9 protein-coding genes are annotated in these 14,600 nt (G+C 61.7%); 8 read left to right on the top strand and 1 reads right to left on the bottom strand.

All coding sequences use genetic code 11. The annotated features are described in order from the left end of the window. Positions 1 to 13: 13 nt before the first annotated feature. Positions 14 to 193 carry a hypothetical protein gene (locus tag GNK13_RS04215; RefSeq protein ID WP_164101197.1) on the bottom strand — a complete coding sequence of 60 codons (180 nt, stop codon included), beginning with the start codon at positions 191 to 193 and terminating at the stop codon, positions 14 to 16. 1,244 nt (positions 194 to 1,437) lie between these two features. Here GNK13_RS04215 and GNK13_RS04210 point away from each other — a divergent pair. From GNK13_RS04210 to GNK13_RS04175, 8 genes are all read left to right on the top strand, one after another. Beyond that, on the top strand, positions 1,438 to 2,457 hold the full coding sequence (locus tag GNK13_RS04210; protein WP_164101196.1) for an exosortase/archaeosortase family protein: 1,020 nt from the start codon (positions 1,438 to 1,440) through the stop codon (positions 2,455 to 2,457). A gap of 154 nt (positions 2,458 to 2,611) precedes the next feature. After that, on the top strand, positions 2,612 to 4,765 hold the full coding sequence (locus GNK13_RS04205; protein ID WP_164101195.1) for a polysaccharide biosynthesis tyrosine autokinase: 2,154 nt from the start codon (positions 2,612 to 2,614) through the stop codon (positions 4,763 to 4,765). A gap of 121 nt (positions 4,766 to 4,886) precedes the next feature. Next, positions 4,887 to 9,695 carry a tetratricopeptide repeat protein gene (locus GNK13_RS04200; RefSeq protein ID WP_164101194.1) on the top strand — a complete coding sequence of 1,603 codons (4,809 nt, stop codon included), beginning with the start codon at positions 4,887 to 4,889 and terminating at the stop codon, positions 9,693 to 9,695. A gap of 118 nt (positions 9,696 to 9,813) precedes the next feature. Next, positions 9,814 to 10,467 (top strand): exosortase-associated EpsI family protein, encoded by a 654-nt coding sequence (locus GNK13_RS04195; RefSeq protein WP_164101193.1) that lies wholly within the window; start codon positions 9,814 to 9,816, stop codon positions 10,465 to 10,467. Between the two features lie 91 nt (positions 10,468 to 10,558). Beyond that, positions 10,559 to 11,470 (top strand): sugar transferase, encoded by a 912-nt coding sequence (locus GNK13_RS04190; protein ID WP_164101192.1) that lies wholly within the window; start codon positions 10,559 to 10,561, stop codon positions 11,468 to 11,470. Between the two features lie 11 nt (positions 11,471 to 11,481). Next, positions 11,482 to 12,348: an XrtA system polysaccharide deacetylase gene (locus tag GNK13_RS04185; RefSeq protein ID WP_164101191.1), complete on the top strand. Its 867-nt coding sequence runs from the start codon at positions 11,482 to 11,484 to the stop codon at positions 12,346 to 12,348. A gap of 84 nt (positions 12,349 to 12,432) precedes the next feature. Beyond that, on the top strand, positions 12,433 to 13,689 hold the full coding sequence (locus GNK13_RS04180; RefSeq protein WP_164101190.1) for a TIGR03087 family PEP-CTERM/XrtA system glycosyltransferase: 1,257 nt from the start codon (positions 12,433 to 12,435) through the stop codon (positions 13,687 to 13,689). A gap of 280 nt (positions 13,690 to 13,969) precedes the next feature. Next, the coding region (locus GNK13_RS04175) for a hypothetical protein (RefSeq protein WP_203545336.1) at positions 13,970 to 14,600 on the top strand (631 nt) is incomplete at its 3' end.

The following is a 14,600-nucleotide window of genomic DNA, read 5'->3' as shown; positions in this document are numbered from 1 at the left end:
AGGGATGATTCGTTCAGCGGTGGGCGTCGGGCTTCTGCTTGCACACCAGCGGGCATTCGGTGCATTCAAAGTTGCGGGCCGCGTCATAGCATTCGGGGGCCCGCGGAGCCTTGCTGGCGTAACGCAGTAAGACGCCGGTAATGAGCACCGATAAGCCGGCGACCAGCCCGACGGCGGCAATAATCGAGGTCACGCGAAAGCCCTGGCGAAAGAGTCGGAGGCGAACGGATCCAGCGGGTCAAGTTCAATCATACCCTGGTGGACCGACTATACCCAAATGAACTGCCCTGTGTGCCGCCCTGCGCGCTGTGGCCTTCAGGGGGCCTGTGGGCGCGCGTAAAGCGTCATGTTTCCCGCGGCAGCGGCGGAACCCAAACCTGGTGCGGTTTTCCGCAAAGCCTTTCCCCCGGGGAAGGGCCTGCGGCTCTCGTTTCTCGCCTCCCTGCGGACGCAGGTGGTACAGCAGGCGGTGACAGTAATTCTCGCTGTGACCGGTTGTCCGCCATTGAGTGGCTTTGCTGGCGAGTTGCCTGCCGTTAGCTCCTCGGCGGAGACTCGTCCGGCGTCCGGCGTACGGCACCTCGCGCATCAAAAACGGGCTTGAGGCCAAGCCGGATTCTTCCGTGGACAGCTTGACCTCTACGTAGACTGTCGTGTTCGCCCAGCATCGCTACTCTGAGGGGTTAGCTTTCGCCAAGTGAACGGATTCGCAACATCCCTCACGAAGGGGGGCGTCCGGATGTCGTCGCGGCATCGGAACATCTTGGCTAATGCGACTCTCGGGTAGTCACTGTTGTGGCAAGTCCGCAGTGATTGCGAGGAGTCGAAGCCAAGATGCTATTCACCGATCCTGCGTTCCCGCAGGCACCGGGTCCAGAGCGCCATAGGATAGGCATCCGCCTGCTCTGGCTGGCGACAGTCCCGAGGATGGGCCTCGTAGAGTTTTCTCCTCTTCAGCCTCGCCTGCGACGCGAGGCGTGTGGCGAGGCCTGGTGGTCGAGTCGTCGGCAGTACCCTAGCGACGCATGAGCTAACTGGGTGGAGCGACCCAGCGTCCTCCGGCCCATCTTTCTCGGCAAGCGTCGGCGCTTGGGCCGGGCGCTGGAGCGCCGATCTAAATCTGCCGTTCGCGTTGGCGGCGGCATGTGCTGAGTGTTTCTAGCCTGTGGTTGTCGATTGCAATCTGGAGTTTCGGTGGGGTGTCACCGACGGGAACGAAGTCCAGACCGACCGCACATGATGGATTTTCTTACACCTTTCGTTTCCTTCTCGCCGCCGCTTCGAAATCCGTAGACCGGGGGGCTTGGCAGGGGCGAATGATGCTTCACAGAAACCTAACCCAACCGGGCGTTATTGGAACCGGGATGCCTGACAGGTTGCTCCTGGTTCGTTGTCGGACGCTCGCATCGCGGATTGCATTTTTCAGGGAGCGAGTTGATGGGTAGGAGTTCGAGGAAGCAGGGGGCGTCGGCTCGGCTGCGAAGGTCGATCGATCCGAGCACCAAAATTCCTGCTCGTCAGGCGAAATCGAAGCGGCAGCCGCAGCCGCAGCCGAAGAAAGCTGCAGAGCCGCTCACGGAGTTTTCGCGATCTCAGCATTTGCCGCTGGTCGTGTTGAGTGGGCTGGTCCTGTTGCCAGCGCTCCTTTGGGCGTATTGGCCGACGCTCGTCTGGATGGAACAGCAGTGGCGAACCGAGCCCGATTATTCGCACGGTTATTTGATTCTGCCGCTGGCCGGGCTGATTGCGTACAACCGTCGCGATCTATTTCCGGGGTTGCGGCCCCGCGTCAGTTGGCTGGGAGTGGGGCTGATCCTGGTGGCGATCGCGATGCGGTTGGTAGGGCGATTTGCCTATATGGATTTTCTCGACGGCTGGTCGCTTTTGCCGTGGACGGCGGGAGTGGTTTGGATGTTGATGGGGCCGAAGGCCGTGCGTTGGGCGCTGCCGGCGATCCTGTTTCTATTCCTACTCGTTCCGCTTCCCTACCAGGCCGAATCGTTACTGAGCTGGAAACTGCAAGGTGTCGCGACACACGCGAGCACGGCGCTATTGCGAATTTTGGGTCAGCCGGCGGTTTCCGAAGGGCACACGATCTGGTTAGGCGATTCGCAGCTGATGGTGGAAGAAGCCTGTTCGGGACTCCGGATTTTCGTCGGCGTCGGGGCGCTGGCGTTTTTCTGGGCGGCGATGGCCAGGCGTTCTTGGATTGACGGAGTGGTGATTCTCGCCATGGCGCTGCCGCTGGCGATCTTAGCAAACGTTTTCCGCGTGACCGCGATGGGATTCTTTTCCACCTGGTATGAGGGTCCGACCTTGGATGAGATCCATGACTGGGTGGGGATTGCCATGATTGGAGTCGCAGCCTTCATGCTCTGGTCGGTCAAAGCCTACTGGGAATGCCTCTACCGACCGCTGGAGATTCATACGGCTCGACAGCGGCTTCAGTCGTTGTGAGTTAAGGCGAAAACCTGCAGTGAGCGAATCGAACGTAGGGGAAAGCGACTCTGTTCTTCATTGAGTATTCGCTAGTGCACTGGGCCGGTGTCTTTTTGTAAGGAACTTTCCATTGGCTACCTTCACACAGACTCGCCCGACGGGATCTGCGTCGATGTACGTACTTCCCAACGCATCGCAGTCGCATGGTTTCGACCCTTGGCTGATATGGGTCACCATTCGCCGCTGCTGGTTCTGGGCGCTTCCGATGGGTCTGATGCTTGCCGCAGTCGCGAGTTATTTCGTCTTCCAGACCTTCGTTCCGGAGTATCAGGCGACCCACGTCCTGGAAGCAAACCACGATTATGTTGTGTTCAAAGGGGTTCTTGCCGCGCCGCGAGACTTCTCGCGGGTTGAACGGCAGTTGCTCACAAACTCTTTGGTGCTCGATCCGGTGCTCGCCGATCCGGAGGTTTGCGAGGCCCCGAGTCTGCGCAATGCGGAGTCGAGAGAGAGGGAGATCCGAAGCCGCATGACCATTGGGAATGCCGGAACGGACTCCTTGCTGACGGTTACCTATCGCGACCCCGACCCCCAGTATGCGGCGTTTGTTTGCAATGCCATTGTCGACTCATACATGAGGCAGCGGGAGACGTTCGATTCCCGACGGATTTCCGACCTTGAAGGCTGGTTGAGGCCAGCGATCGATCAGTGGGAAGCGGAAGTCAAAACGCACCAAGAACGCGTTCGCGAACTGAGCCGCCAAGCCCACGGCTACGATCCCTATCAACAGATCAGCCGTCTCGGTAGCGACATGTCCATGGCGACCGCCTTGTTTGCCCAACTGACCGATGTAAAAGGAGACGAAGAGGTCCTGCAGGCTCAAATCAAATCCGCGATGGCAGCGACCGAGGAAGAGGTAAGCCTGGAGACTTTGCTTGAACCCTCGCCGGATGAGGTGGAGCGGCGGATTGCGACCGATCCCCAGGTCGTACGTTTGCAGAGCCGTCTCAACGACAAACGCGGTTACATGCGGAACATGGAAGACCGCGACTTGGTCCGCATCAATCGAGACTGGTACAACCGACTCGCCAGCGAAGCCGTGGAGTTTGAGCGTGAGCTGAGGCTTGCCAAGGAGGCGGCACGAAAGAGGGTCGTGCCGATGCTGCAAGAACTCGAACAGCAGCGGCGTGCCCACGGTGACGCTGTTCAACTCGAGGCGATGCGAGGGGAGCTGGCAAGTCTCCAGAGCAAGCGTGCGTTGCTCGAAGCGAGTTTCGCCGAAGAGAAAAGAAGACTCGAACAGCTCTCCGGTGAGACCGCCGATCTTTTCTTCGCACAGCAAGAGTATGCGCAGGCGGCGGCGGTGTTAGAAAAACTTAATACGCGAATCGCCTCGCTGCGGACCGAACGCCTCCGCGGCGCGACCATGCAGACTTTGGCCGTCGCGAAACCTCCGGCGACTCCCATTGAGGAGGTGCCGATGAAGAAGATTATGATGGCCGGTGGCGGAGCTTTGGTGGTTCCTTTCCTGTTCGGGCTCCTGTGGGAGTTGAACACCAAGCGGGTGACGACCCCCGCCCTTCTTGAGTCGCAGAAGCTGGCGCCGGTGCTCGGAGAGATCGCCTCCCTGCCCAGCGGCGCCCAAGGAGGGCGGCGGCAGCGGGTGTTTGAGGAGAGTGTCGAGGCCCTGCGAGCAAATCTACTCCTTTCTCGCGAGTTTGGGACCTTGCGCTCGATCGCCGTGACGAGCAGTCTTCCGGGCGAAGGGAAGAGTTCGCTGGCCTCGCAGTTGGCGGTCGCCATGGCGCAGGCGAGCGGTGAGCCGGTGCTGCTGGTCGATGCCGACATTCGCCGGCCCGATCAGCATCATCTCTTCGGGCTCGATCTCGGGCCGGGATTGGTCGACGTGTTGTCGGGCAAGATCACGCTCGACGCGGCGATCGACCGCTCGCTCGGAGAGCTGATCCACGTGCTCCCCGCCGGAGAATTGGACGCGAGCCCTCATCGGCTTCTCAGCCCCTCAGCCCTCCGAGATTTACTGGATCAATCGCTCGAAGATTTCCATTATCGCTATGTGATTTTCGACACCGCCCCGGTCCTTTCGGCTGGTGAAACGTTGGCCGTGGCGGCGGAAGTCGACGCGGCGTTGCTGTGTGTGATGCGCGACGTCAGCCGCGTGAGTAGCGTCGAACGCACGATTCGACGGCTCGAGGCCACCGGAGCGACAGTCGCCGGCACGGTATTTAACGGAGTCCCGTCTCGCCATTACGCCTATCGATATGGCGATTATCGCTACGCCATGAAGTCTTCAGTGGTGGTCGACTAAGGGAAGCGTAGCGGCTGGAGGGGAGCTCCCTTCGGCCTCCGCCACGGAATCTGTTTGGAGCAGCGAAATGAGCACAACCTCTGAGTCCTGTGATCCCCCTGCCTCGAGAGTTAACGCCCGAGTGCGTAAGGCGAGGGCCGTGGAGGAGGCTGCGGGAGCGGGAGCGAAGCCGGGAGAAAGCTCTCCCCCGCCCTCGAAGGCTTATGCGCGGTGGGCTTGGAATCTACCGCTGCTGTTCGCGTCCTTCGCAGGGCTGGTGATGGGGGCGCTGCTGTTGGTCGTGCTGTACCAATGGCAGTCGGCCCGCGTCGGTGATCAGTTTCTGCAACTGGCCGAGGCGGCACGGTCCGAGAAGAAGCCGCGGGAAGCGGCGCAGTGGCTGAACCGCTATCTGAGCCTGCGTCCAGAGGACGCTGACGTCCGGGTCCAGTTGGCCTGGACCTTCGATTCGCTAGCCAGCGAGCCGGCCGACATCGAACAGGCTCGGCGGCACCTGATCCGAGCCATCGCCGCCTTGGAATCGGAGGATGAGCGGGAGGAGAAGGATGCCCTCCGGCGGCGGCTGATCGACCGACTGCTGGAACTGGGGGGAGGATGGCTTGTGGAAGCCGAACGTCAAATTTCTCTCCTCAATCCCCCCCCCGGGGACCCGGCGGCCCTGCACCAGTTGGCGAGAAGCCTGCTGGGACAATCTGAACTCGGCACCGCCCGGCCTCCTGCCACCACTCCTCCCCTGCGGGAGGAGGACTACTGGGGCTGGGCGGCAAGTCAGCCGGTGGGCAAAGTGCTGCGGATGGCGGTGGAGGCGAATCCCGAGTCGGTGGAGCTGGCCGGTGCGCTGGTGGCGGTTTACGTCGATCGGCCCGAGCTATTCGATGTTCCCGGCGTCCCGGCGGACCGTACCGACTACATCGGACGCGCGGCGAGCCTGTTGGAGCGCCTGAGCGAGAGGAAGGATGACGGTCACGCTCAGTGGTTCGTCTACCACTACGGAAGCCGGATTGGTTCGCTGACGGAGACGGAGCCGCTCGCGGTGATGGCCGCCTTGGCGCTCCAGCGCCTGCAGCAACACGCTGTCGGGCCAGAGGCTCCGAGCGAAGCCGCGAGCCCGGCGGTAGTCGCGGAAGGTAAGGACAGCACTGAAAGCTACGCCCCCGGGTGGGACGCCGAACTCGTCCTGGAACATGCCGCCCGCCTTGTCCAGGCGGGAAGCGTGGGCACGGCAAAGGACTTCTACAAGGGGATGGCCGCCCTGCCGCCCGGTATGCTCGCCGACCCGCAAGCAGAACGATGCTTCCTGGGACTCGGGCAAACGCATTTGCAGCTGGACGAACGGCAGGAGGCTCAAGAGGCGTGGCAGAAGGGGAACGAACAGCTGGGGGGCGAGAGCCTGGTGCTGCTCGAGCCGTTGGCCACTGCCGCAGCAGTGGATGCTCCGCTCCCCGAGGCCCAGCAGTGGATCGACCGCTACGTCGAAACGATCGATCGCATTGCCTCTCGGTTGGCCCGGACCCGCATGCTTGATCGGGAGCGAACGAAGCTGGAGAGCCGGCTCGACACGGCCCGGTGGCGGGGCGAGGTCGGGCAGGCCCGAGTCGACGCTCGCAAGGGGAATCGCTCCCTGGCGGCGACGCGTTTGGAGCGGGCTTTGGCTGCTCAGCTGGGGATCCCCGTCGCGCAGCGGATCGGAGCGGCCGAGTTGCTCGCCCAGATCTATGGCGAGCAGAACCTATGGGATCTCGCCGGGCGGGTCCTCGACGAGGCGGTCCTGTGGGCGCCGGAGAACCGGGAGCTGCGGCGGCAGGCTGCCGAGGCATGGCAGCAGGCTTCGACGCCCGCCCGCACCATCGACCTTCTGCGACATGCCGATGACGGATCGTATCAAGTAGCCTATGACTACGCGCACGCACTTTTTCTACATCACTCTCAGCAGGGTGCCAGCGACGACGAGCTGGAAAAAGTTCAAGCGGCAATCGCCGAAGCGCAGAAGCGGTTGGAGCAGGCCCGCGAGGCGGGGCAGTCCCCGGCGGAGCCATGGCGGCTGGGGTTGCTGCAATTGGCGCTTGCCAGCGGAGACTCCAGCGAGGCAACCAGCTCCCCTTCCTCTGAAGTCGGCCCGACCGCGGAGGGTGCGGGGACTGTCCGGCAGGAAGCCCCTGCGACCACGCAGTTGATCGACCTTTGCTTGCAGTATCCCAAGGCCGCGGAATTACAAAGCACGGCTGTGCTGGCTTTGGAGCGGCAGGGCGAGCCGCTAGCCGCCGACGACGCAATGCGCCGCTTGGAAGCGATCCCGCAGGTCGATCGCCTGCTAGTCCTCGAAACCGAAGCCCGGCTGTCTGTACTGCGGGGGACTGTCGATAAGACGCTGGAGAAGTTTGAGGCCTACGCAGCAAGCCATCCGGAGGAGCAGCCCCGTGTGGTCAAGCTCTCCGCCGAACTGCTCAAGAGCAGCGGGCAGCGCAGCCAGGCAGTCGAGCTGCTGCGCAGCCTCGGTCCGGAAGCCCGGGACATCGAGACATTGGTCCGCTTGGGCGAGTTGCTGCTCGAACTCGAGGCGACCAGCCCTGCCTCGACGGCTGGAGAGAGCGAGCGGCTAGCGGAACTTCGAGAAGTTGAAGAGGAACTTCGTGCAACCGAGGGCGAGGAGGGAACGCACTGGCGATGGCTGGCCGCGAATCGTCTCCTACGGCAGGCCGCGGGGCGCTCGTCTGCCTCGCCATTGTTGGCCAAAGCCGTTCGCCTGCAGGGCGAGATCGTTGCTCGCCGCCCCCGCTGGGCACGCGGGATCGCGCTGGGCGGACGGATCGCCGCCATCGAAGGAAAGCCCGCACAAGCTGTGGAGCTGTTGCGGCGGGCCATCGCCGAAGGGGACCGCGACGTGGGGACCGTGTTGCTGCTCGTTCAGCAGCTGAACCGATCCGGTGAGGTCGCCGCTGCGGAGCAGGAACTCGCGCGACTCGAGCCGCTCAGCGATTCGTTCGGAGCGATCGCCGCGATGACCGTGGGATTGGCGGTCGACAAGGGGCAGTTCGAGCTCGCCCTGGACCGCGCACGGGCGGCCATGCAGGACCAGCCAGACGATCCCGACGTGTTGCTGATGTTCGCCCAGACCGCGGTCCTTGCCGCGGAGGCTCAACCAGCCGAGGCCGAACCGCTTCAGCGGCAAGCCGCGGAGGCTGTCGAACGCGCACTGCAAGCGACCAAGGGAACCGAAGTGCGGGTCTGGGACGCTCGATTCCGGATGCAATTCCACCTCGGCGGAGCGGCCGCCGCACGGCAGGTGCTGGAGTCGATGGAGCGCAGTCGGCTGCCCGAGAAGGTGCGGTGGTTAGCGCTCGGACGCGGCTACTTGGCCATCGGCGACACCGCAGCGGCACGGTCCCGGCTTGAGAAAGCCCGGCAACTCAATCCCACCGATGTGAACGTACATCTGGCGCTCGCCGAGGTGCTCGAAGCCGCGGGCGAAACGGAGGGACTGCTGCAGGCCCTTGAAACCGCCAGTCGCTTAGCACCCAATCGCGAAGATGTCCGCAGCCGGCTCGCGTTCGCGCTGGCAGCGCACACTGCAGGGGATGTTCCCTGGACCCGCATCTCCCAACTCCTCGATTCGGACCTCGCGGGCGCCTCTGCAAAGAGCCAGCTCAGGCACTCCCTCCTGCTCCTCGCCCGGGGTGACGAGGAGCAAATCGCGCATGCGGGCGAGCAGCTGCGACACTTGCTCCGCTCAAACGAACCCGGGGTGTCCGACGATGCGGCCCGGTTGTTGCTCTCGGTCGAGCGACGTCGCTGGCAAATTGCCCAGGCCGGTCCCCCGTCGAGCGAAGCTCGCGAAGCGTTCGCCGAATGCCGCCGGCTTTACGAACGGTTGCTGGAGAAAGACGATCCGGCTCCCCTCGATCTTTACGGATATGGCGAACTGCTCGTCCGTGGCGGAGCAGTGAGCGAGGCGGCTCGAGTTGCCGACCGGCTGGCGACTCTTGCGCCGTCGAGCCGTGAAGCTCTCGACCTTCGCCTGCGGATCGTGAAGCAACGCGAGCAGGAGTCGCAGCTGGCTCCGTTGGTCAACGATTGGCTGGCAACGCCGGGCAATGCAAACTCGCCCGCTGCGAAAGCGGCCGCTGGCCAGGTGCTGTCGAATCTTGGCTCCCACGCGCTGGCAGTCGACTTGCTCGCTGAAGCGTACGAGGCGGAACCTGCGAGTGAATTCTCACCCTTCGTCACAGTGCTCTTCCAATCGGGCGACGCGCGGCGGGCTGCGGAAGTCTGCATGGCACATTTCCGGAAGCACCGGTCGCCCGAACCGGTTGCTCTCCTGGCCGACGTGGTGGTGAAAGCGGGTGATCTCGACCTGCTCACTCCGGATGTCGAACACGTCCTGGCCGATGGAGCCACCGCGTTTCCTCAGAGTGTTCGGGTGCTCGAAGCGATCGGAACCTTAAGGCTTATCCAACAACAGTTTGCCGAAGCGGTCGACTGCTATGTCCAGGCGGAGAAGCTCGATCCGAACAGCGCTCTGACCCTTAATAATTTGGCAATCGCGCTGGTCGAGATTCCTGGACGGCAAGACGAGGGGCTGGTCCGCATTCAGCGTGCGATCGAGCTCTACGGACGATACCCCGAACTCCTCGACACGCTGGGCTTCGTCCAACTCCACTGCCAGCAGTTTGCCGAAGCCGAGGCGACGCTCCGTGAGGCCTTCGCGATGTCGAACGACCCGCGACACCAGTTCCACCTCCTGTTGGCCTTGCACGCCCAGAAGAAAACGACCGAGGCGAAACAATTTTGGAGCCAACTCGATCTTTCACAACTGGACGCTGCCAACCTGACTCCCAGTGAGCGGAAGCAACTTGACGACCTGCGAAAACAGTTTGGTCCGCCGCCGTCCGTCGAAGTGGGAACGCGCGAAGGCGACCGCCGATGGCGGTAGCGGTCCTGCGAAACCGACTTGTTCAAGCCGTGATTCCCGCTGCACGCCCGGCGCCGCGTGAGCGATGCTTCCATACCCGCGAAAACCTTCCACACCTGCAAATAGCCGAGTCTTGGCAATGAACAAGTGGCCTTTCCTCGTCGCGCTGGCGGTCATGACATCGTTAACGGTCGCTTCGCGAACCCTGCATGCTTATCTCAATGGGAGTTGGTCCGAAAGCGTCGACGTGCAAGCTGCCGCCCTTCGTCTGCCCGACTTGCCCGAGGAATGCGGACCATGGGTTCAGGTCAAGGACGAGGCGTTGCCTCAGGCAGCGGCAGAGACACTCCGCTGCTATGGCTATCTCAATCGCGAGTATTGGAACCCGGCCACGGGGGACCGCGTCAGCGTCGCAGTGTTGTTCGGCCCTCGCGGACCGATCGCCGTGCATACACCCGAAATCTGTTACAGCAGCGCCGGCACCGTTCCTTTGGCTGAGCGGGCCGTGGCGACGGTGGAAACCGAAGCCGGTCGAGATCAATTCTGGCATATCCAGTTTGCCCGTGCCGATGCGTCTCCATCGAGCGAGTCTCGCCCCGATCTGGATGTCTGGTACGCCTGGAGCGATGGCGGACCGTGGCAGGCGAGCGAACACCCTCGCTTTTGGATGACCGACAGTCTCTACAAGATTCAACTCGCTGGCCAGCCCTCCGCAGACGGGACCACCCTTCCCTGCCGCGATTTTCTGGTCTCCTTTCTCCCCGTCCTCCGCGACGCGATCCGCGCACCGTAACAGGTTCAAATGGCTCCCCCCCTGCCGAGTCCCGCTAGTTGTACTCGCTCGAACGTCGCATGAGTTCGACATCTCTAAAGGAGGTTCGCTGATGTCCTCTGCTGAACAGATTTTGACACTGGAGCCTGCCGCAGTAGAAGATCAATCGGAAGGGGCTGACGAGCGTCCCCGCCAGAAACAGTTCACCGATCACACCCTGGTCCAGGCAGACTATTGGCGATGGAAGTACGGGTTCGAACGGTTGCTCAGTTGTCTTTTATTCATCCCAGCGGCTCCGGTCATCCTGCTCCTCTGTGCCTGCGTGAAGCTGACTTCCAAAGGACCAGCGCTCTATCGTCAAGTGCGGCTCGGACTCAACGGCCAGCCCTATGAAATTTTCAAAATCCGAACGATGAGCATCGACGCCGAGGCCGATGGTGTCGCGCGGTGGTGCGTGAAAAACGATCCCCGGATCACCCCGCTCGGACGCATCTTTCGGAAGCTTCATCTCGACGAGTTTCCTCAGTTGATCAATGTCGTCCGCGGAGAGATGGCGTTGATCGGACCTCGCCCGGAACGCCCTCAGATTTGTGCCAAATTAGCAACCGACATTGAGAACTATTACGATCGCTTACGCGTCAAGCCGGGGATCAGCGGCCTGGCGCAGATCAATCTTCCCCCAGATGAAACGTTGGAAGACGCCCGCCGCAAACAGGTTTTGGACCTGCTGTACATCGAGCAAGCCAATCTGTGGCTCGATTCAAGGATGCTGTTCGCTACGGCCTTGAGAGTTGTCGGAATACGGGGAGGTCGTGTGATGCGGCTGATGGGGCTCTGTCGGCGATCGCACCTCACCAGGCTCCCACTTTCCACGCCGCTATCCGCAGCCAATGCCGAGCGGGGGGAGCTGGTGCCGGAGGAGAGCCACGAGGGCGCGGGGGTCGGGAAGGACCGGCAGCGTTCCCCGGTGCGGAAACGCGCGACGCAGCCTCTGCCCGCTTACGTTCCTCGGCACCCTCGCTGATGGATGCCGCGATGAACCGTGCCCCGCTGGAACCTTTGACGGTCAATGCTCTGACCGTTGATGTGGAAGACTACTTCCAGGTCTCCGCGTTCGATGGACGCGTCTGCCGATCGACTTGGGACAAGCTCGAGTGCCGGGTCGAAGCCAATACCGATCGCTTGTTGTCGATTTTTGACGAAGCGGATGTGCGAGCAACCTTTTTTGTGCTCGGTTGGGTTGCCGACCGGTATCCAGCGCTGCTCCGGCGGATCGCCGCGTCGGGCCATGAGATCGGCTCGCATGGTTATTGGCACCGCCTGGTCTATGATTTGACTCCAGACGAATTCGCCCAGGATCTGCTGGCTAGCCGCGAGGCGATTGCCACAGCCTGCGGTGTCAAGGCCATCGCATATCGAGCTCCGAGTTTCTCGATTGTGGAGAAATCGCTGTGGGCGCTGAGTATTCTCGCTCAACATGGGTTCAAGATCGATTCCAGCATTTTTCCGATCTGCGGCCATGATCGCTACGGTGTTCCAACCGCGAACAAGCAGATCCACGATCTCGAGACACCCCAGGGGACGCTGTGTGAATTTCCCCCCTCGGCATGGACCCGGGGACGCATGAGTGTCCCCATCGGAGGCGGCTACTTCCGGCTCTTCCCGCTTTCGGTGACGTTGCAGGCGATCCGCGCGGTGCGGCGGGAGGGCCGCCCCGCAATGTTTTACATCCACCCCTGGGAGATCGATCCGTGGCAACCGCGGATTCGGTCGATCGGACTGAAGAACAAGTTCCGCCACTACGTTGGAATCGCAAGAACCGAACGGCGACTTCGCCGGCTATTGATTCTTCAACCGTTCGGACCACTGACCCAGGTCGTGCAGGCCGTTCATGCAGTCTAATCCCACAGTGGACCTTTTGAATCCATTCGCAGTCCAACGGCGACACTCCATAAAGCCGATGCCGGATGAAGCTGGCAGTCACCGATGGTAATGGTATCTGACCGCTCAGCTCGCCCTCGTTTGTTGATGCTGACGCATCGGTTTCCATATCCGCCCAATCGCGGCGATCGAATTCGTTCTTATAATTTGTTACGGGTTCTGAGTACGCACTTTCAGGTCACGCTGGGTTGTACTGCTGATGAGCCCGTGGCGGAGAGTCAGCGAGAGCACATTCAGAAGTTTTGCGAACGCCTCTTTGTCAGTGAGCTTTGCCGCCATTCACGAATTCTGCGATCGCTCAAGTCCGTCGTTCAAGGCAACAGTCTGACCGTTGGGATGTTCGCTTCGCCGGATCTGGGGCGTCAGGTACTTCGCTGGCATCGCACGCATCCGTTTGAAGCGGTGTTGGTGTTCTGTTCGAGCATGTTTCCTTATGTCGATCATCAAGCTTTTTCGAACTCTCGGATCGTCGTCGACCTGGTCGATGTCGATAGCCAGAAATGGTCGCAGATGGGACGTGAGTCAGGATTCATGAAAAGTTGGTTGTATCGGCTGGAGGCGGCGCGGGTTCGAGCCCTGGAGCAAAGGATTGCGAGGCATGCCGACGCGGTCGCCTTGGTCAGCGATCAGGAGGGCGAGCTGTTCGCAAGAACCGTTAGTCGGGAGCGACCTGCGGTGGGGCTCAGCAATGGAGTCGATACCTCCTACTTTTCACCCGCCGATGCGGCGGCTGCCGGCGGCGTGGAGCGAGTCGCGAGCCCCCTTCGGCTCGTCTTCACCGGAGTCCTCGATTACACCCCCAATGTTGAAGGGATCGATTGGTTTTGCCGATCTGTTTTGCCCGAGGTGCAACGGGAGCTCGACGTGGAGCTAGCCATCGTTGGACGCCGTCCCCACCCTCGGGTCCTTCGCCTGGCCGGGCTCGGTGGCGTTGACGTTGTCGGAGAGGTTCCCGATGTACGCCCCTACCTGCAATCCGCTCATGTCGCTATCTCGCCGCTCAAGTTGGCGCGGGGGATTCAGAACAAGGTGCTCGAGGCCATGGCGTCCGGGCTTCCGGTCGTGCTGACCTCGCAGTCGGCTCAAGGAATCGACGCCCGTCCGGGAGTGGAATTTGCAATCGCAGATTCGGTCGATCAGTGGTGCGGGGCGCTGCTTAGTCTGGCACGCGATTCCGCCGCCCGAAGGGAGATGGGAGGGGCGGCTCGGGAGTTGGTGGTGGCCGAATACTCCTGGGACAAACGGATCAGCGGAATTGTGCCCCTGCTGAATGGAAACGCGTTTGCTTTGCAGACCGGATAGCGGGTCGCCGGAGGTTCTCTATCTTGGCCAGTCTGTTTTACTGATGGTCTTTCTCTTCACTGATCCGTCGACGCTGCGCCGCGGGAGATCCTCCCACGATAGTTCCTGTCGCGCCCTCTGCGGCGGGGCAAGCAGTCGAGAGTTGCGGGTCGGGGAGGATGGAAGCGTGCGCAAGCGGACGCTCGACCGCATGGTCCATAGGTATGCGAACCTAATGCGCGGCGTAGTTCTCCGTCCTCAGAGTAAGGGGATCTTTCTCTGTCATGAGTGCCGCGAACGAATGTTTGCTGTGCGTCGCAAACATATGAACGCGGTGCTGCGTCACAATGATCCTTCATACACTCGTCTGGCGTTTCTGATCGCCCTGTTCTGGGTTGGTGGCATTGCCGCCATGCAAACGGTTTTCGCAGATTCGGCTCCAAACAACACGCAACGAGGAGAAACGAAGTGCTGTGTGTCGCCTCCCATTGAGGTGGTGACGCTGTCGGGAACAAAAGCGTATAAGGGCGGCCCTGTGGTGTCCGTATACGATTACGTTCCCAGACCCAATGATTGGATAATGCGCAATCGACTCTCTTCTTCACGCCTCCTCCGCATCGAAAATTTAGAAAACCGACGTGTGCTCAACGCAGCACTGGGAGATGAATGGAGCCCCCAGGATGCTGGCGGGGCTATCTATGCTAGCAATAGCACTCTCATTCAGAATGTCGGACACACCCCACACGATCCGGCGGCTCCGTCGCATCTGGAGGGGGAATCTATCGCTATGACCGCTGCTGCGGCGGAGATGCCGATGGAGCATGGCTCTCATGTGAACCATCTCGAGGGGATGCCGAACTTTGTCGAGCATCCGACGCATGTGATTTCTGAGAGCGGCCGGTGGTCGCAGATCGCTGCACTCGAGAACGTCG

The sequence above is a fragment of the Candidatus Laterigemmans baculatus genome, from assembly GCF_010367455.1.
GTDB classification, from domain to species: domain Bacteria; phylum Planctomycetota; class Planctomycetia; order Pirellulales; family Pirellulaceae; genus Laterigemmans; species Laterigemmans baculatus.
This window is presented reverse-complemented; position numbering and strand designations above follow the sequence as displayed.

Coding starts and splice junctions, on each gene's coding strand:
- GNK13_RS04205 (WP_164101195.1), top strand. CDS start 2,612: ATGTACGTACTTCCCAACGCATCGCAGTCGCATGGTTTCGACCCTTGG.
- GNK13_RS04210 (WP_164101196.1), top strand. CDS start 1,438: ATGGGTAGGAGTTCGAGGAAGCAGGGGGCGTCGGCTCGGCTGCGAAGG.
- GNK13_RS04180 (WP_164101190.1), top strand. CDS start 12,433: ATGGTAATGGTATCTGACCGCTCAGCTCGCCCTCGTTTGTTGATGCTG.
- GNK13_RS04190 (WP_164101192.1), top strand. CDS start 10,559: ATGTCCTCTGCTGAACAGATTTTGACACTGGAGCCTGCCGCAGTAGAA.
- GNK13_RS04195 (WP_164101193.1), top strand. CDS start 9,814: ATGAACAAGTGGCCTTTCCTCGTCGCGCTGGCGGTCATGACATCGTTA.
- GNK13_RS04185 (WP_164101191.1), top strand. CDS start 11,482: ATGAACCGTGCCCCGCTGGAACCTTTGACGGTCAATGCTCTGACCGTT.